The organism is Pseudonocardia sp. ZF1 (assembly GCF_056835605.1).
Genome location: NZ_JAJNBY010000001.1, coordinates 2,267,503 through 2,285,613, shown reverse-complemented (window position 1 = coordinate 2,285,613; position 18,111 = coordinate 2,267,503). Strand labels below are relative to the sequence as shown.

Here is an 18,111-nt window from a genome sequence, read left to right as displayed (position 1 = left end):
CAGTGTGAGCGTGCCCCCGGTCTGCGGCCGGGGCGCGCGACGAGAGGACGCAGACCATGCAGGCCTGGCCCGGGCACGCCTACCCGTTGGGTGCCAGCTACGACGGCACCGGCACCAACTTCGCCCTGTTCTCCGAGGTCGCCGAGGGCGTGGAGCTGTGCCTGTTCGAGCCCGACCCGGGAGCCCCCGGCGGGCTCGCCGAGACCCGGGTGGCACTGACCGAGGTCGACGGCTTCGTCTGGCACGGCTACCTGCCCGGCGTCGAGCCCGGCCAGCGCTACGGCTACCGGGTGCACGGCCCCTACGACCCCGCCCAGGGTCTGCGCTGCAACCCGAACAAGCTGGTCATCGACCCCTACGCCAAGGCCCTCGACGGCCCGGTCGACTGGGACGAGGCCGTGTTCGGCTACAACTTCGGCGACCCGGACTCGCGCAACGACACCGACTCGGCGCCGCACGTGCCGAAGTCGGTCGTGGTCAACCCCTACTTCGACTGGGGCTCGGACCGCCCGCCGAAGATCCCCTACAACGAGACCGTCGTCTACGAGGCGCACGTCAAGGGCCTGACGATCCGGCACCCGGACGTCGAGGAGGACCTGCGCGGCACCTACTCCGGTGTCGCGCACCCGGCGATGATCGAGCACTACAAGCGGCTCGGGATCACCGCCGTCGAGCTCATGCCGGTGCACGAGTTCGTGCAGGACCACCACCTCACCGAGAAGGGCCTGTCGAACTACTGGGGCTACAACACGATCGGCTTCCTGGCCCCGCACCACGCCTACTCGGCGGGCTCGGTCCGGTCCGGGTCGCAGGTCGCGGAGTTCAAGGCGATGGTGCGCGACCTGCACGACGCGGGCATCGAGGTCATCCTCGACGTGGTCTACAACCACACCGCCGAGGGTTCGGACATGGGTCCCACGCTGTCCATGCGCGGCATCGACAACCACGCCTACTACCGGCTGGTCGACGACGACGCGCGCTACTACATGGACTACACCGGCACCGGGAACTCGCTCAACGTCCGCAACCCGCACACCCTGCAGCTGATCATGGACTCGCTGCGGTACTGGGTGACCGAGATGCACGTCGACGGCTTCCGCTTCGACCTCGCCTCGACCCTGGCCCGCGAGTTCTACGACGTCGACCGGCTCTCGACCTTCTTCGACCTCGTCCAGCAGGACCCGGTGATCTCGCAGGTCAAGCTGATCGCCGAGCCGTGGGACGTCGGGCCCGGGGGCTACCAGGTCGGCAACTTCCCGCCGCTGTGGACCGAGTGGAACGGCAAGTACCGGGACACGGTGCGCGACTTCTGGCGCGGCGAGGCCGGCACGCTCGGTGAGTTCGCGTCCCGGATCACCGGCAGCTCGGACCTCTACCAGGGCGACGGCCGCCGTCCCTACGCCTCGATCAACTTCGTGACCGCGCACGACGGGTTCACCCTGGCCGACCTCGTGTCCTACAACGAGAAGCACAACGAGGCCAACGGCGAGGACGGCAACGACGGCGAGAGCCACAACCGGTCCTGGAACTGCGGCGTCGAGGGTCCCACCGACGACGAGACCGTCGTCGAGCTGCGGGCCCGCCAGCAGCGCAACTTCCTGGCGACGCTGCTGCTCTCCCAGGGCACCCCGATGCTGCTGCACGGCGACGAGGCCGGGCGCACCCAGGGCGGCAACAACAACGTCTACTGCCAGGACAACGAGATCGCCTGGCAGGACTGGGAGCTCGCGGGCAAGCACGACGAGCTGACCACCTTCACCGCGGGCGTCGCCGCGCTGCGGCACGCGCACCCGGTGTTCCGCCGGCGCCGGTTCTTCGCGGGCCGCCCGATCGGCCGGTCCTCCACCAGCGAGGACGTCGCCGACATCGGCTGGTTCACCCCGGCCGGGCGGGAGATGACCGAGGAGGACTGGGACAACGACCTGGGCCGCTCGGTGGTCGTGTTCCTCAACGGCAGCCAGATCGCCGACGTCGACCAGCGCGGCCAGCGGATCGTCGACGACTCGTTCCTGCTGTGCTTCAACTCCTTCTGGGAGGACATCGACACCACGCTGCCGCCCGCCGAGTTCGGGCAGGCGTGGGAGATCGTCGTCGACACCCACGCGGGCGAGGTGCACCCGCCGAACGCCGCCGGCGTCACCGGGACCGACCTCGACCCGGTGTCCGCGGGCTCGGTCCTGACCCTGCCCGCCCGTTCCCTGCTCGTCCTGCGATCGAAGGGCTGAGGCGTGACCCGCCTTCCGGGATCGACCTACCGGCTGCAGCTGTCGGCCGACCAGACCTTCGCCGACGCCGCCGCGCTGACCGGCTACCTGGACCGGCTGGGGATCGGGGCGCTCTACGCCTCGCCGCTGCTGGAGTCCACGGCCGGATCCACCCACGGCTACGACGTGACCGACCCGACCCGGGTGTCGGGCGAGCGCGGTGGTGAGCAGGGGCTGCGGTCGCTGCTCGCGACGCTGCGCGAGCACGGGCTGACGATGCTGATCGACATCGTCCCCAACCACGTCGGCGTCGCGAAACCCGCGGAGAACCCGTGGTGGTGGGACGTGCTCACGCACGGCGAGGCGTCGCGCTGGGCGGGGCACTTCGACGTCGACTGGGGCGCCGGGCCGATCCTGCTGCCGGTGCTCGACGCCGACGAGGAGAAGGCGCTCACCGAGCTGTCGGTGACCGACGGCGAGCTGCGTTACTACGAGCACCGCTTCCCGGTCGCGCCCGGGACCGGCGAGGGCACCGCGCAGGAGGTGCACGACCGCCAGCACTACCGGCTGGTGTCCTGGCGGCGCGGCGCCGCGGAGCTGACCTACCGGCGGTTCTTCGACGTCAGCGACCTCGCAGCGGTCCGGGTCGAGGACCCTGCGGTGTTCGCCGACGCCCACCGCACGGTGCTCGACATCGTGCGCTCCGACGACACCGTCGTCGGGCTGCGGGTGGACCACCCCGACGGCCTGTCCGACCCGGGCGGCTACGCGCGCCGGCTGCGCGCCGAGCTCGGCCCGGGCCGGTGGCTGCTCGTCGAGAAGATCCTCGGGGTCGGCGAGGAGCTCCCGATCTCCTGGCCGGTCGACGGCACCACCGGCTACGAGGCGCTGCGCGAGGTCTGCGGGGTGCTCGTCGACCCGGACGGGGCGGGGCTGCTCACCCAGTTCGCCGCCGAGCACACCGGGGAGAAGCGCTCCGCGCACGCCGTCGAGGACGACGGCCGCCACCTCGTCGTCCGGGAGATCCTGGTCGCGGAGGTGCGCCGGATCGCCGACGCCTTCCGCGCGGGACCCGGCGCCGACTCCGGAACCACCGGGCTCGACCTGGCCGACGTCGCCGCCGAGGACCTGCACGACGCGGTCGCCGAGCTGCTGTGCGGGTTCCCGGTCTACCGCTCCTACCTCACCCCGGAGATCACCGAGGGCCGGGCGGCCGCCGACACCGCGGTCGCGGTGGCGCGCACCCGTCGCCCCGACCTGGCCGCGGTGCTGGGTGCGCTGCACTCCGGGCTGGTCCGCGAGCCCGGGTCGGACTACGCGACCCGGCTGCAGCAGACCTCCGGGATGGTCACCGCGAAGGGCGTCGAGGACACCGCCTTCTACCGGTACAACCGGCTCGTCGCGCTGAACGAGGTCGGGGGCGACCCGGCCCGGTTCGGGGTGACGCCCGAGGAGTTCCACACCGGGCTCGCCCGCCGGGAGGCCGGTCGGTCGCGCACCATGACCTCGCTGTCCACGCACGACACGAAGCGCTCCGAGGACGTCCGGGCGCGGCTCGCCGTGCTCGCCGAGCGTCCCGCGTCGTGGGCGGCGAAGGTCCGCGAGTGGTCGGTGCGCCACCCGCTGCCGGACCGGTCGCTCGAGCTGCTGGCCTGGCAGTCGCTGGTCGGGGCGTGGCCGATCCCGGCCGACCGGCTCGCGGGCTACCTCGGCAAGGCCTCCAAGGAGGCCAAGCTGGTGACCTCGCACATCGACGCCGTCGCCGAGGTCGACGAGGCGGTCGCGGCCTGGCCGGAGCAGGTCCTCGCCGACGCCGAGCTCGTCGCAGAGATCGAGGCCTTCGTCGCGGAGATCGCCGAGCCCGGCTGGTCGAACTCGCTGTCCCAGAAGCTGCTGCAGATGGCCGGGCCCGGCGTGCCGGACGTCTACCAGGGCACCGAGCTGTTCGAGTACTCGCTGGTCGACCCGGACAACCGGCGCCCGGTCGACTGGGACGCCCGGCGCGCGATCCTGGATCGTCTCGACGCCGGCGAGCAGCCGCCGGTCGACGGAGGCGGTGCGGCGAAGCTGCTGGTCACCTCGGCGACGGCGCGGCTGCGGCGGTTCCGCACCGAGCTGTTCAGCGGCTACGGCCGGGTCGACGCCCAGGGCACCGCGGCGGAGCACGCCGTCGCGTTCTCCCGCGGCGGGGGCGCGCTCGTCGCCGTCGCGACCCGGCTGCCCGAGGGGCTGGCCCGCCGCGGCGGGTGGGGCGACACCCGGCTGCCGCTGCCCGGCGGCTTCGACGACTGGCACGACATGATCGCGAACCGCCCGGTGGACGGTCCCGCACCCGCCCTGTCGGACCTGCTCTCGCGCTACCCGGTCGCGCTGCTGGTGCGCCCGGCCTGACCCGGCACCGCCCACCCTCCGGGCGGTCCCCAGGGGAACCTTCGTAGCGCTCTACGCCACGAAGGTTCCCCTGGGGGCACCCGTGGCGGGGGTCAGGGCTCGTCGACGACGTGCACGGCGGCCTCCTCGGCCGACGCGCCCGCCCCGTCGATCCCGGCGTCGCCCGCCACCAGCTCCTTCTCGCCGCCGTCGCTGCCGTCGACGCTCGCGTGGTCGATCGTGAGGCGCCCGGCGCGGCGGTCGCCCACCTCGTCGTCGGCGAGCAGCTCGCCGTCGGTGCCCGGGGCGTCCCCGAGCAGGTCGCCGGTGGCGTCGTCGACGTCGGAGAAGTCCTCGCGGGAGTCCGGGTCGCCGACCACCCCGGCCGACCGGGCGTCGTCGCGGTCCTCCGCGTCGGCGGTCGCGTCGAGCTCGGACGCCCAGGTGTCGGGCTCCTCGTCGGCGAGGCGCTCGTCGAGTGTCTCGTCGTCGCGGTCGTTCCAGGGCCGCTCGGGCGGCGAGTAGCCCTCGTCCAGCACGTCGGCCACGCCGCCGTACTCCAGGGTGTCCTCGGGTTGGAGCTGCGCGTCCTGGTCGAGGTCGTCGCCTGCGTCGGGGTCGCTCATCGGGGCAGCCTAGCGGCGCGTGACCCGGCCCACCCCCCACCGGGCGCGCGCGGACCCCACCGGGTGCGGAAGGATCGTCGTCCGTGACGGAGTTCGCCGTGTGGGCCCCCGACAGGAACCGCGTCAGCGTGCTGGTGGGTGAGCAGCGGATCGCGCTCGACCCCGCCCCGGGGGGCTGGTGGCACACGGACCAGCCCGACCACGGGCACGGGACCGACTACGCGTTCCTGCTCGACGACGACGCCACGCCGCTGCCCGACCCCCGCTCCCGCTGGCAGCCGAAGGGGGTGCACGAGCGCTCCCGCGTCTACGACCACGACGCGTTCTGGTGGACCGACGACACCTGGACCGGCCGCGCGCTGGCCGGGTCGGTGCTCTACGAGTGCCACATCGGCACCTTCACCGACGGCGGCACGTTCGACTCCGCGATCGGCCGGCTCGACCACCTGGTCTCGCTCGGGATCGACCTGGTCGAGGTGCTGCCGGTCAACGCCGTCGACGGCCCGGTGAACTGGGGCTACGACGGCGTCGGCTGGTACGCCGTCACCGAGAACTACGGCGGCCCCGACGCCTTCAAGCGCTTCGTCGACGCCTGCCACGCGCGCGGCCTGGGCGTGGTCCTCGACGTCGTCTACAACCACCTCGGGCCGTCCGGGGCCTACCTCGACCGGTTCGGACCGTACTTCGCCGGCTCCAACATCTGGGGCCCGTCGCTGAACCTCGACGCCGCGGGCTCCGACGAGGTCCGCCGCTACATGATCGACAACGCGCTGATGTGGCTGCGCGACTTCCACGTCGACGGACTGCGCATCGACGCCGTCCACGCGCTGCGCGACACCCGCGCCCAGCACGTGCTGGAGCAGCTCGCCGTCGAGGTGACCGCGCTGGAGGCACACGTCGGCCGCCCGCTGTCGCTGATCGCCGAGTCCGACCTCAACGACCCGAGGATGATCACCGCCCGGGAGGGCGGCGGCCACGGCCTCGACGCCCAGTGGGCCGACGACGTCCACCACTGCCTGCACACCGTGCTCACCGGCGAGTCCCAGGGCTACTACGGCGACTTCGCCGAGGCGGGCCTCGACGGGCTCGCGCACGTGCTCACCCGCGGGTTCCTGCACGAGGGCACCTGGTCGTCGTTCCGGCGGCGCAGCCACGGCGCCCCGATCGACACCGCCCGCATCCCCGGCTCGCGGCTGGTCACCTACCTGCAGAACCACGACCAGATCGGCAACCGCGCCACCGGCGACCGGCTCACCCACACGCTGTCCCCCGGTCTGCTGGCCTGCGGCGCGGCGCTGCTGTTCACCTCCGGGTTCACCCCGATGCTGTTCATGGGCGAGGAGTGGGGCGCGCGGACGCCGTGGCAGTTCTTCTCCCGCTTCGGCGACCCGGGCCTGCAGAAGGCCGTCCGCGACGGCCGTCGCGCCGAGTTCGCCGACCACGGCTGGGACGACGCCGCCGAGGTGCCCGACCCGAACGCCGAGTCCACCTTCACCGACTCCCGGCTCGACTGGTCCGAGCCCGAGCAGGAGCCGCACGCGACGCTGCTGCGGATGCACCGCGAGCTCATCGCGCTGCGCCGCGCCTGGCCGGAGCTGTCGGACCCGTGGCTGGACCGGATCGGCGTCGACGTCCACGAGCAGGCGCGCACGCTCGTCGTCGCCCGCGGGCGGATGCGGGTGGTGGTGAACCTCGGTCCGGAGCCGGTGACGCTGTCGCTCGGGTCGGAGATCACCCGGATCCTCCTGGCGTCCGAGCCGACGACGAGTGACGGCTCCTCGTTCACCGTTCCGGCGGAGGCATTCGCCATCTGCCGCGTGGCGGAGTAGCGAGAGCCTCTCGCGTCACCCGTCCGAGTGCCCTCGTTCACCTGTTCGCCGGACACGTGACACCGCCGGGCCACACGAGACTGCGAGGGTCTGCGAGGTCGCGACGGTGCGATCCCGCGTTCGCCCCTGCGACAGACGTGAGGTCACGTGACGTCCACCCCCACCCGGTCCGCCTCGACGCCGACGGCGCCGGGTACGACCTCGCACCCCCCGCCGCGGCGACGGCGACGCTTCACCGCCCGGGACCGGCACGACTTCTGGGTGTTCCTCGCCCTGGTGCTGCCCAACGCCGCGCTGATCGTCGCCTTCGCCTACCGCCCGGTCATCGAGAACGTCCGGTACTCGCTGCTGAACTGGACCCTCGGGTCACCGTCGGCGACGTTCGTGGGGCTCGGGAACTACGTCACGTTCCTGACCTCGCCGTCGTCGGCGGAGATCGTCTGGACGACGCTGGTGTTCACCGTCGTGACCGTCGGCGGGTCGATGGTGCTGGGTCTGCTGATCGCGCTGGCGCTCAACCGGCGGGTGCCGGGGACCGGCGTCGCGCGGGCCGCGGTGTTCTCCCCGTACGTGCTGTCCGGGGTCGGTGTCGGGCTGGTGTGGCTGTTCGTGTTCGACCCGTCGATCGGGGTGCTCGGAGCGGTCGTGCGGGCCTTCGGCGGGACCGCACCGGACTTCTTCAACGACCCGTCGATGTCGCTGGCGATGATCTGCATCGTCTACGTCTGGAAGAACATGGGCTACGCCGCGGTGATCTACCTGGCGGGCCTGCAGTCGATCCCGAAGGACCTCCTGGAGGCCGCGGCGCTGGACGGGGCGTCGTCGACGCGGACGTTCTTCCGGGTGGTGCTGCCGCTGCTCTCACCGGTCACGTTCTTCCTGGTCGTGACCAGCGCGCTGAACTCGCTGCAGGCCTTCGACCTGATCCGGATCATGACCCCGCTCGGCCAGGGCACGACCACGCTGATCTACGAGGCCTACCTGCAGGCGTTCGGGTCGAGCAACCGGGCCGGCTACTCGGCGGCGGTGTCGACGGTGCTGTTCGTGGTGCTGGTGGTCTTCACCCTGGTCCAGCTGCGGTGGATGGAACGGCGGGTGCACTACGCATGACCACCACCGCTCCGGAGCCCCGGTCGTCCCGCGCGCTGTCGCCGCGGGCCCTGTTCGAGGTCGTGACCAGCGCCTACGTCCCGCTGCTGGTCGCCGTGCTCGTCGTGCTGTTCCCGCTGCTGTGGATGACGCTGTCGTCGTTCAAACCGCTGACCGAGATCATCACCCAGACCCCGGCGCTGCTGCCCGCCGCGCCGACGACGGAGAACTACTCCACCGTCGCCGAGCGCCTGCCGTTCGGCCGGGTGTTCCTCAATTCGGTACTGGTCACCGCGGTCGGTGCCGCGCTCAAGGTGGCGCTGGCCGTGTTCACCGCCTACGGGCTGGTGTTCGTCCGCTTCCCGTTCAAGAACTGGATCTTCGCCGGGCTGCTGGTGACGCTGATGGTGCCGCCGCAGGTGGCGCTGCTGCCGAACTACACGCTGATCACCGCGCTCGGTGGCGCGGACACCTACTGGGGCATCATCCTGCCCGGTCTCGGGACGGCGTTCGGCACGTTCCTGCTGCGCCAGCACTTCCGCACGCTGCCGCCGAGCCTGCTCGAGGCCGCGGAGCTCGACGGCGCCGGGCACTGGCGCCGGCTCACCCGGGTCGTCCTGCCGGTGTCCGCGCCGACCGTCGCCACCGTCGCGCTGATCACCATCGTCTACGAGTGGAACGACTACCTCTGGCCGCTCGTGATCATCTCGAAGCCGGAGATGATGACGCTGCCGGTCGGGCTCACCCTGCTGGCCAACGTGGACAACCGGGCCGCGGCCTACGGCCAGCTCATGGCCGGGTCGGTCGCCGTCATCGTGCCGGTCCTGATCGTCTTCATCGCGCTGCAGCGCCACATCATCGCCGGGCTGACCCAGGGTGCGGTCAAGGACTGAGACCGCTCCCCGCTCCTCCTCCCACCCCGAAAGGACGCCAGCTGCCATGCATCTCGACCGTCGCGGATTCCTGAAGTTCGCCGGCATCACCGGCGCCGCCGCGGCGCTGGCCGCCTGCGGTGGCCCGTCCACCAGCGGCGGCGGGCCCGCCGACGTCCCGGAGGTCGACTACTCCGGCGTGCAGCCGGCGAAGGAGATCACCTGGTGGACGAACAACCCGGGCAGCTCGGAGAAGGTGTCGCGCCAGATCATCGACGCCTACCAGCGGGCCAACCCGGGCACGAAGGTCAACCTGGTGACCGCGGGCGCGAACTACGAGGAGATCGCGCAGCGCTTCCAGACCGCACAGGCCGGCGGCGGCTCCCAGCTGCCCGACCTCGTCGTGCTCTCCGACGTCTGGTGGTTCCGCTACTACATGCAGCGCTCCATCGTGCCGATGGACCCGCTGATCGCCGCGACCGGCATCGACACCGCCGACTACCGGCAGCAGCTGATCGAGGACTACCGCTACGACGGCAAGCTCTGGGCGCTGCCCTGGGCCCGCTCGACGCCGATCTTCTACTACAACAAGGCGCACTGGCAGAAGGCAGGCCTGCCCGACCGCGCGCCCGCGACCTGGGCCGAGATGGCCGAGTGGGGGCCGAAGCTGCAGGCCGCGGGCACCGGTGCGCAGAAGGCGTACCAGCTCCCCGCCCTGGCCGACTACGCCGGCTGGTCGTTCCAGAACAACCTCTGGGGCGAGGGCGGTGCGTGGTCGGACGAGTGGGACGTCACCTGCGACTCCCCCGAGGCGGTCCGCGCGGTCTCGGCCCTGCAGAACGCGGTGACCTCGGGCTGGGCCGGCGTCGCCGCCACCGACGGCACCACCGACCTGGGGGCCGGGGCGGTCTCGGCGACGGTCGGCTCCACCGGCTCGCTGGTCACCGTGCTCGACGCGGCCCGGTTCGACGTCGGCGCGGGCTTCCTGCCCGCGGGCCCGGTCGCCGGGCCGGTGTGCCCGACCGGCGGCGCGGGGCTCGGGATCCCGGCCGGGGTCCCGCCGGAGCGCCAGCTCGCCGCGGCGGCGTTCGCGAAGTTCCTGACCAGCCCGGAGAACACCGTGCTGTTCTCCCAGGCCACCGGCTACCTGCCGCTCCGGACCTCGGCCGACACCGGCCCGCTGCTCGCCGAGACCCCGCTGCGCAAGATCGCCATCGACCAGCTCGACCGGACCCGCACCCAGGACCGGGCACGCGCGTTCTTCCCGGGCGCCGACCAGGAGATCGCACGGACCTGTGCCAACATCCTCAACCAGCGGGCCGACGTGCAGGGCGAGCTCACCACCCTCAAGGGCACGCTGACCCGGATCTTCGACACCGACGTGAAGCCCAACATCTGATGGCGGGACGCTGACATGGCAACGGTCACCTACGACTCGGCGACGCGGATCTACCCCGGGTCGGACACCCCCGCCGTCGACGGGCTGGACCTGGAGATCGCCGACGGCGAGTTCCTCGTGCTCGTCGGGCCCTCCGGCTGCGGGAAGTCGACGTCGCTGCGGATGCTCGCGGGCCTGGAGGACGTCGACGCCGGCGCCATCCGGATCGGCGACCGCGACGTCACCGACGTCCGGCCCAAGGACCGCGACATCGCGATGGTGTTCCAGAACTACGCGCTCTACCCGCACATGACGGTCGCCGCGAACATGGGCTTCGCGCTGACCAACGCGGACCGCCCGAAGGACGAGATCGCCCGCCGCGTCGCCGAGGCGGCCAAGATCCTCGACCTGGAGGGGCTGCTGGACCGCAAGCCGCGTGCCCTGTCGGGCGGGCAGCGTCAGCGGGTCGCGATGGGCCGGGCCATCGTGCGCGAGCCCGCCGTGTTCTGCATGGACGAGCCCCTGTCCAACCTGGACGCGAAGCTGCGGGTGTCCACCCGCACCCAGATCGCGTCGCTGCAGCGGCGCCTGGGTGTCACCACCGTCTACGTCACCCACGACCAGGTGGAGGCGATGACGATGGGCGACCGCGTCGCGGTGCTCTCGGGCGGGGTGCTGCAGCAGTGCGCCACCCCGCGGGAGCTCTACGAGCGGCCGGTGAACGCCTTCGTCGCCGGGTTCGTGGGGTCGCCGGCGATGAACCTGGTGACGGTGCCGGTGGACGGCTCCGGGCAGGTCGCCCTGGGTGGGGCACAGATCGCGGTGCCGGCCTCGTCGTGGGGCAGGGTCACGGTCGGGATCCGGCCGGAGGACCTGCGCCCGGCCGGTGCCGGGGACGGGCTGGAGGTGACCGTCGACGTCGTCGAGGAGCTGGGTGCCGACGCCTACGTCTACGGCACCCTCACCGAGGACGTGGGACACGACGGGGCCGGGACGACGCTCGTCGCCCGGGTCGACGCGCGCACCCCGCCAGAGCGCGGGACCCGGCTGCGGCTGGTCCCCGACCCGGACCGCACCCACCTGTTCGACGGCGGCACCGGCGCCCGCCTGGGGTGACCCGGCCTGCCGCCGCCGGTCGTGCCGCGCAGCGTGGTGATCCGCAGCCCGCGTGGTGATCCGCTCGGCGCGCGTGTCCGGACGCGCGGGCGGCGCGGATCACCGCGCGGATCGGCGATCACCGGTGAGCGCACCGCGGCCCCGCACCCGTGACGGGTGCGGGGCCGCGGTCCGTGTGCGGTCGGCTCAGATGAGGCCGAGCTTGGCGACGGTGTCGCGCTCCTCGACCAGCTCCGCGACGCTCGCGTCGATCCTCCCGCGGGAGAACTCGTCGATCTCCAGGCCCTGGACGATCTTCCACTCGCCGTTCTCGGAGGTGACCGGGAACGAGGAGATGATGCCCTCGGGGACGCCGTAGGAGCCGTCCGACGGGATCGCGGCGGAGGTCCAGTCGCCGGCCGGGGTGCCGTTGACCCAGTCGTGGACGTGGTCGATGGCGGCGTTCGCGGCCGACGCGGCCGAGGACGCGCCCCGGGCCTCGATGATCGCGGCACCGCGCTTGGCGACGGTCGGGATGAAGTCGTTCTCCAGCCACTCCCGCTCGACCTGCTCGGCGGCGATCTTGCCGCCGACCTCGGCGTGGAAGAGGTCCGGGTACTGGGTGGCCGAGTGGTTGCCCCAGATCGTGAGCTTGCTGATCTCGTCGAGGCCGACGCCGAGCTTCGTCGACAGCTGCGCCAGCGCGCGGTTGTGGTCGAGGCGGGTCATCGCGGTGAACCGGTCCGCCGGGACGTCCGGCGCCGAGGCCTGGGCGATGAGGGCGTTGGTGTTGGCCGGGTTGCCGACGACCAGGACGCGGACGTCGTCCGCGGCACCGGCGTTGATCGCCTTGCCCTGCGGGCCGAAGATGCCGCCGTTGGCCTCGAGCAGGTCGCCCCGCTCCATCCCCTTGCTGCGGGGACGGGCGCCGACGAGCAGCGCGACGTTGGTGCCGGAGAACGCGGCGTTCGCGTCGTCGAAGATGTCGATGCCGCGCAGCAGCGGGAAGGCGCAGTCGTCGAGCTCCATCGCGGTGCCCTCGGCGGCCTTCACGGCCTGCGGGATCTCCAGCAGGTTCAGCTTCACCGGGGTGTCGGGCCCCAGCAGCTGCCCGGAGGCGATCCGGAAGAGCAGCGCGTAACCGATCTGGCCAGCGGCTCCGGTGACGGTAACGGTAACGGGGGTAGCAGACACGCCACGGACCCTAGCCCTGATCGCGCCCGCGTACCGCGACGGGGAGCACACCCACCGCCACGCGTGGCGGGAACCACACCGCCGGTAGCGTAGGGCGTGATGCGTGACGTCCCGGTGACCGGTCGTGCACCGGCGCCGGACCTGGCCCGCGGCGCGGCGCTGCTGCTGATCGCCGTCGCGAACGCCCACACCTTCGTCACCCACCGCGGCATCGGGGTGCGTGCCTACCCGCTCGACCCGACCGGCGTCGACGCCTGGCTCGCCGCGGCGCAGCTGACCCTGGTCGACGGCCGGGCCTATCCGCTGTTCGCGCTGCTGTTCGGCTACGGCATCGCCGGGCTCGCCCGCCGTGCGGCCCGCGACGGTGCCGGGCCCGACCAGGTCCTGGCCCTGGTGCGTCGCCGGGGCGGGGCGCTGTTCGCCGTCGGAGCCGCGCACGCGGTGCTGCTGTGGCACGGGGACTTCGTCGCCGCCTACGGGCTGATCGCGGTGGTCCTCGCACCGGTGCTGGTCCGTGGGTCGACCGCGGTGCTGGTGCTCACCGGGGTGGCCGCGACGACGCTGCTGGCGCTGCTCTACGCCCCCGTCGCGCTGACCCGGTCCGACGCGGCGTCGGCGTCGCCGTCGCTGGTCGCGCCGGACGTGCTGTCGGCGGCGGTGGAGCGGTTCGGCGAGTGGTTGTTCGGCAACCTGCTGATCAGCGCGGTCGGGCTCCTGGGCGCGGCGGTCGCGGGGGTGCTCGTCGCCCGCGCCGGGTGGCTCGACGCCCCGGCCCGGCACCGGCGGGCGCTGCGCCGGGTCGCCGTCGCGGGGATCGGGGCCGGGGTCTTGGGCGGCGTGCCGCTGGGGCTGGTCGCCGCCGGGGTGTGGGCGCCGTCGGAGCCGGTGGCGCTCGTGGTCGGGGTGCTGCACGCGGTGACCGGCTACGCGGCCGGGGCCGGGTACGCGGCCGCCGCGGCGCTGGTGGTGGCCCGGGGGTCGGCGACCCGGCCGGTCGCGGGCGCGCTGGTGGCGCTCGGGCGACGGTCGCTGAGCGGGTACCTGGCGCAGTCGGTGGTGTTCGTCGGTCTGTTCCCGGCGTGGACGCTGGGGCTGGGGGCCGGTCTGCCGCTGTGGGCGGCGACGCTCTGCGGGGCCGGGGTGTGGCTGCTGACCGTCGTCGCGGCGGTGGTGGCCCGGCAGCGCGGACGGCGCGGGCCCGCGGAGGTGCTGCTGCGGCGGCTGACCTACGGCCCCGCGCCCGCCGCGGCCCGCTGACCCCGCGCCGGTCCGCCCGGGCCGGCGTCGACGGCCGCGGGGCCGCGGCCCGCCTCGCTACCCTCGCCGCATGAGCGGCACCCGCGGCGACGGCACCCACGGCGACCGGGCGGACGACGGCCGGGACGGCGGCGCCGCCGTCCCGGGCTCCGGGCCGGACGGTCCGCCGCCCGCGTGGCAGGGCGCGACCGGCTGGTCCGGGGTGGACCCGCTGCCGTCCGGGTCCGCGGAGGTCGGGCCGCACGCCCCGCTGCCCGGCGCGCCGCCGTACCCGCCGGGCACCGAGCCCGAGCGGGCCGCGGTCGCCGACCGGCCGGCGGCGCTCCCGCGGCCGGCCGCGGTGCTGCCCCGGTGCCTGGCCGCGCCGGCCGGCTGGGTCGCGGTGGCACTGCTGCTCGCGCTGGCCACCGGGGTCGCGTCCTGGCCGCTGCGCGGCGTCGCCCTGCTCGTCCCCTGGGGGCTCGCCGCCGTCGCACTGGTGTTCCCGGCCCGGCGCGGCGTGGGGCCCGGCGGGCTGGTCGCCCTGGCGTTCGCCCCGTTCTGGCTGGTCCACGCGTTCCTGGTCGGCCTGCTCGGCTGGTGAGCCGGATCAGCCCGCCGGAGGGACGTTGACGTTGCGGTGGAAGACGTTGTCCGGGTCGTAGACCGCCTTGACCGCAGCGAGCCGTGCATAGTTGGGGCCGTAGGTGGCGCGGACCCGACCGGCGTCGTCGCCCATCATCGAGTTGACGTACACGCCGGCGCCGAGCGCGTGCGGGGCCATCGCCGCGGCCAGGCCCCGGACCCACTCCCGCTCCGCGGCGAGGCCCTGCGGGTCGGTGGTGAGCCCGACCGCGAACAGCCCGAGCCGCGGGCTGCGGCCGCCGCCGAACGCGGTCGCGTCGTCGTCGACGGCGGAGAAGGCGCCGTCGAGGGTGTACAGGTGCACGACCGACATCGGCGAGACCTTCCGCGCGACGTGCGCGGCGAGGTCCTCGACGGCCGCGTCGGTCAGCGACGGCAGGAAGCAGCCCTTCTCGTAGCAGTGCACGCCCCAGCCGTTGGGCTCGTCGAACATCTGCTGCAGCGCCGTCCAGGGCATCGGGGTGCAGAACTCGAACAGCCGGTCCGGCAGCGTCGCGCGGAGCAGGTCGTGCACCTGCTCCGCGTCCGGGTCCGGGACGGCTCCGGTGGTGCCGACGACCATCACCGCCCATCCGGGACGCAGGCGCACCTCCTCCGGGACGAACGGGGCGGGCGGTGCGTTCACGGCGACGATCTGAAACCCGACCGTCGACGGCAGCCGCCCGATCGCGTCGCGGGCGGCGCGCAGCAGGGCCGGCCCGTCGTCGAGGCCGCAGAAGAACATCCCGACCGACACGAGCGGGCCGACCGGTACCGCCGTGAACTCGAACTCGGTGACGATGCCGCAGTTGCCGCCCCCGCCGCGCAGCGCCCAGAACAGGTCGGGGTGCTCGTCGGCGGCGGCCCGCACGACCCGGCCGTCGGCGAGCACGACCTGCGCCGACACCAGGTGGTCGACGGTCAGCCCGGCCCGCCGGGTCAGCCAGCCCATGCCACCGCCGAGGGTCAGCCCGCCGACACCGGTGTGCCCGATCTCGCCGGCCGGGACCGCGAGCCCGTGCTCCTGGGTGGCGGCGTCCATCCCGCTCAGCAACGCGCCACCGCCCACCCGCACCCGGCGGGCGTCGGGGTCGACGACGACGGCGTCGAGGTCACCCAGGTCGATCACCAGGGCGCCGTCCCCCGCGCTGTGCCCGGCGGAGTTGTGTGCGCCACCGCGGACGGCGACCTCCAGCCCGGAGGTCCGGGCGTGGTCGAGGGCGGTCACGACGTCCTCCACGTCGGCGCAGCGGACCAGGACGGCAGGTCGCTGGTCGATCGCGGCGTTCCAGACCCGCCGCGCGGCGTCGTAGCCGGGGTCGGCGGGTCCGAGGACGGGGCCCCGCACCCGGGCGCGGAGGAGGGCGACGTGGTCGACGGTGGCGGTCATGGCGGTTCCCCCGGATCTGCGGGTCGACGGACGACGGCGGTCCACCGTGACCCCCGTCACAGCCGCTGTCACGGTCCCGACCCGGATTTCGTCACGGTTGACGACGGCGGACCGGACCCGCGCCACGAATGGCGCACGTCGCTGCGGCGCGCAATGATGCCCGTCACGCCACCGAAGGAGGCCCCGTGGACGGTCACGACCCGCAGGTGCTGATGATGGCCGACGTCGCCGACCGGTGGGTGGTGCGCTGCGACTGCGGGTGCGGGGTCCTCACCGAGTACGCCACCCGGGAGGAGGCCGACGAGGCGGCGGAGCAGGCCCGCGCCGAGGCCGGTCCCCCGGCGGCGAGCGAGGAGGTCGTCGACGACGCCGGGCGGGCCCCCGAACGGATCTGACCGCCGGGGGTACCCGGGTCAGTCCCGGCGCCGCGAGGTGATCACTCCGGTGTCGAACCCGGCCAGGTGCAGTCCACCGGCGAACCGCGCGTGCTCGACCTTGAGGCAGCGGTCCATGACGACGGTCAGCCCCGCGCTCTCGGCGCGGCGGGCCAGGTCCTCGTCGAACAGCCCGAACTGCAGCCAGAACGTCGACGGGACCGGGTCGAGGGCGAGGACCTCGTCGAGCACGCCGCCGAGGTCCTCCGGCCGCCGGAACACGTCGACCAGGTCGGGCGCCACCGGCAGCTCCGCCAGCGACGGGTACACCGCGCGCCCCAGGATCGTGCTCGCGTTCGGGTTCACGAAGTACACGTCGAAAGCGGTCGAGGCCAGCAGGTAGGTGGCGACGAAGTTGCTGGCCCGGGCCGGGTTGGGGCTCGCCCCGACGACGGCGACGGTGCGGGTGTCGCGCAGGATCTGCTGCCGCCGCCACGCGGGCGGGTTCTCCCAGGTCACGCGGTCTCCTTCTGCGAGGCGGTGAGGGCCTGGTCGAGGTCCCAGACGATGTCGTCCGGGTCCTCCAGCCCGACCGAGATCCGGATCATGTCCTCGGGGACGCCGGCGTGCTCCAGCTGCTCGGTGGTCAGCTGCTGGTGGGTGGTGGACCCGGGGTGCAGGACGAGGGTGCGGGCGTCGCCGACGTTGGCGAGGTGGCTGCACAGCTGCACCGACTCGATGAACCGCGCCCCGGCGGCCCGGCCACCGCGCACCCCGAACGCGAACACCGCACCCGGCCCCGCGGGCAGGTACCGGCGAGCCCGCTCGTGGTGGCGGTGCGACGGCAGCCCGGGATAGGTCACGTACTCCACCCGCGGGTCGGCCTCGAGCCACTCGGCGACCTTCTGCGCGTTCGCGACGTGGGACTCCATCCGCTGCGGCAGCGTCTCGACACCCTGCATCAGCAGGAACGCCGAGTGCGCGGACAGCGTGGCGCCGACGTCGCGCAGCTGCTCGGCACGCAGCTTGGTGAGGAACCCGAGCTCCTGGAAGTTGCCCCACCAGGTGAGCCCGCCGTAGGACGGGACCGGCTCGGTCATACCGGGGAAGCGGCCGTTGCCCCAGTCGAAGCGGCCGGACTCGATCACGACGCCGCCGAGGGTGGTGCCGTGCCCGCCGAGGAACTTCGTCACCGAGTGGATCACGATGTCCGCGCCGTGCTCCAGCGGTCGGCACAGGTACGGCGTCGCCAGCGTCGCGTCGATGATCAGCGGGAGCCCGGCCGCGTGCGCGATTTCGGCGAGCCCGGCGATGTCGGCGACCTCGCCGCCCGGGTTGGACACGACCTCGGCGAAGACGAACTTGGTGTTGTCGCGGATCGCGGCGGCGTAGTCGGCCGGGTCGGTGCCCGGCACGAAGGTCGTGTCGACGCCGAAGCGGCGCAGCGTCACGTCGAGCTGGGTGATGGTGCCGCCGTACAGCCCGGCCGCGGCGACGGCGTGGTCCCCCGCCCCGGCGAGCGCGGCGAAGGTGAGGAACTCGGCGGCCTGCCCGCTGGCCGTGCACACCGCGCCGATGCCCCCGTCGAGGCTGGCCAGGCGTTCCTCCAGCGCCGACACCGTCGGGTTGGCGATCCGGGAGTAGATCAGCCCGTACTTCTGCAGCGCGAACAGCGCCGCGGCGTCGTCGGTGTCGCGGAAGACGTAGCTGGTCGTCTGGTGGATCGGCACCGCCCGGGAACCGGTCGCGGCGTCCGGCACCGTCCCCGCGTGCACGGCCCGGGTGCGGAAGCCCCAGGCCCGGTCCTGCTGATCATCGCGCTCGCTCACC

15 protein-coding genes are annotated in these 18,111 nt (G+C 73.4%); 10 read left to right on the top strand and 5 right to left on the bottom strand.

The window, feature by feature from the left end; genetic code table 11:
• Positions 1–56 precede the first annotated feature (56 nt).
• Together glgX and treY are read left to right on the top strand one after the other, a co-directional pair.
• On the top strand, positions 57–2,225 hold the full coding sequence (gene glgX, locus ZF1_RS11235) for a glycogen debranching protein GlgX (protein ID WP_482637210.1): 2,169 nt from the start codon (positions 57–59) through the stop codon (positions 2,223–2,225).
• A gap of 3 nt (positions 2,226–2,228) precedes the next feature.
• Positions 2,229–4,595 (top strand): malto-oligosyltrehalose synthase, encoded by a 2,367-nt coding sequence (gene treY, locus ZF1_RS11230; protein WP_482637209.1) that lies wholly within the window; start codon positions 2,229–2,231, stop codon positions 4,593–4,595.
• A gap of 92 nt (positions 4,596–4,687) precedes the next feature.
• On the opposite strand, the gene ZF1_RS11225 is transcribed toward treY, so the two are convergent.
• Positions 4,688–5,200, bottom strand: a complete 513-nt coding sequence (locus ZF1_RS11225) for a DUF5709 domain-containing protein (protein WP_482637208.1) — start codon at positions 5,198–5,200, stop codon at positions 4,688–4,690.
• A gap of 83 nt (positions 5,201–5,283) precedes the next feature.
• Between ZF1_RS11225 and treZ the strand changes: the two genes are divergently transcribed.
• The 5 genes from treZ (at position 5,284) to ZF1_RS11200 (ending at position 11,484) form a co-directional block, all read left to right on the top strand.
• The gene (treZ, locus tag ZF1_RS11220) at positions 5,284–7,029 is read left to right on the top strand and encodes a malto-oligosyltrehalose trehalohydrolase (RefSeq protein ID WP_208820138.1); all 1,746 of its coding nucleotides are present in this window, start codon (positions 5,284–5,286) and stop codon (positions 7,027–7,029) included.
• 147 nt (positions 7,030–7,176) lie between these two features.
• On the top strand, positions 7,177–8,139 hold the full coding sequence (locus ZF1_RS11215; RefSeq protein WP_251786088.1) for a carbohydrate ABC transporter permease: 963 nt from the start codon (positions 7,177–7,179) through the stop codon (positions 8,137–8,139).
• Positions 8,136–9,011, top strand: coding sequence for a carbohydrate ABC transporter permease (locus tag ZF1_RS11210; protein ID WP_202416725.1), 876 nt, complete (start codon positions 8,136–8,138; stop codon positions 9,009–9,011). The genes ZF1_RS11215 and ZF1_RS11210 overlap by 4 nt, the downstream gene beginning before the upstream one ends.
• A 46-nt stretch (positions 9,012–9,057) precedes the next feature.
• A complete protein-coding gene (locus ZF1_RS11205; RefSeq protein WP_405417881.1) occupies positions 9,058–10,389 on the top strand; it encodes an ABC transporter substrate-binding protein in 1,332 nt (443 codons plus the stop codon).
• Positions 10,390–10,404: 15 nt separating this feature from the next.
• A complete protein-coding gene (locus tag ZF1_RS11200) occupies positions 10,405–11,484 on the top strand; it encodes an ABC transporter ATP-binding protein (RefSeq protein WP_482637207.1) in 1,080 nt (359 codons plus the stop codon).
• 186 nt (positions 11,485–11,670) lie between these two features.
• Here ZF1_RS11200 and ZF1_RS11195 read toward each other — a convergent pair whose 3' ends face one another.
• Positions 11,671–12,657 carry a malate dehydrogenase gene (locus ZF1_RS11195; protein ID WP_405417885.1) on the bottom strand — a complete coding sequence of 329 codons (987 nt, stop codon included), beginning with the start codon at positions 12,655–12,657 and terminating at the stop codon, positions 11,671–11,673.
• Between the two features lie 99 nt (positions 12,658–12,756).
• On the opposite strand from ZF1_RS11195, the gene ZF1_RS11190 reads away from it, so the two are divergent.
• Together ZF1_RS11190 and ZF1_RS11185 are read left to right on the top strand one after the other, a co-directional pair.
• On the top strand, positions 12,757–13,914 hold the full coding sequence (locus ZF1_RS11190) for a DUF418 domain-containing protein (protein WP_482637206.1): 1,158 nt from the start codon (positions 12,757–12,759) through the stop codon (positions 13,912–13,914).
• 70 nt (positions 13,915–13,984) lie between these two features.
• A complete protein-coding gene (locus ZF1_RS11185) occupies positions 13,985–14,497 on the top strand; it encodes a hypothetical protein (protein ID WP_482637205.1) in 513 nt (170 codons plus the stop codon).
• Between the two features lie 6 nt (positions 14,498–14,503).
• Here the strand turns inward: ZF1_RS11185 and ZF1_RS11180 are convergent, their stop codons facing one another.
• Positions 14,504–15,907 carry an FAD-binding oxidoreductase gene (locus ZF1_RS11180; RefSeq protein ID WP_482637204.1) on the bottom strand — a complete coding sequence of 468 codons (1,404 nt, stop codon included), beginning with the start codon at positions 15,905–15,907 and terminating at the stop codon, positions 14,504–14,506.
• Positions 15,908–16,092: 185 nt separating this feature from the next.
• Between ZF1_RS11180 and ZF1_RS11175 the strand changes: the two genes are divergently transcribed.
• A complete protein-coding gene (locus ZF1_RS11175; protein ID WP_073573867.1) occupies positions 16,093–16,302 on the top strand; it encodes a hypothetical protein in 210 nt (69 codons plus the stop codon).
• A gap of 18 nt (positions 16,303–16,320) precedes the next feature.
• Here the strand turns inward: ZF1_RS11175 and ZF1_RS11170 are convergent, their stop codons facing one another.
• A complete protein-coding gene (locus tag ZF1_RS11170) occupies positions 16,321–16,800 on the bottom strand; it encodes a CoA-binding protein (protein ID WP_251786069.1) in 480 nt (159 codons plus the stop codon).
• Entirely contained in the window at positions 16,797–18,110 is a 1,314-nt protein-coding gene (locus ZF1_RS11165; protein ID WP_379673119.1) for an O-acetylhomoserine aminocarboxypropyltransferase/cysteine synthase family protein, read from the bottom strand. Before ZF1_RS11165 ends, ZF1_RS11170 begins: the two co-directional genes overlap by 4 nt.
• Between the last annotated feature and the right edge of the window lies 1 nt (position 18,111).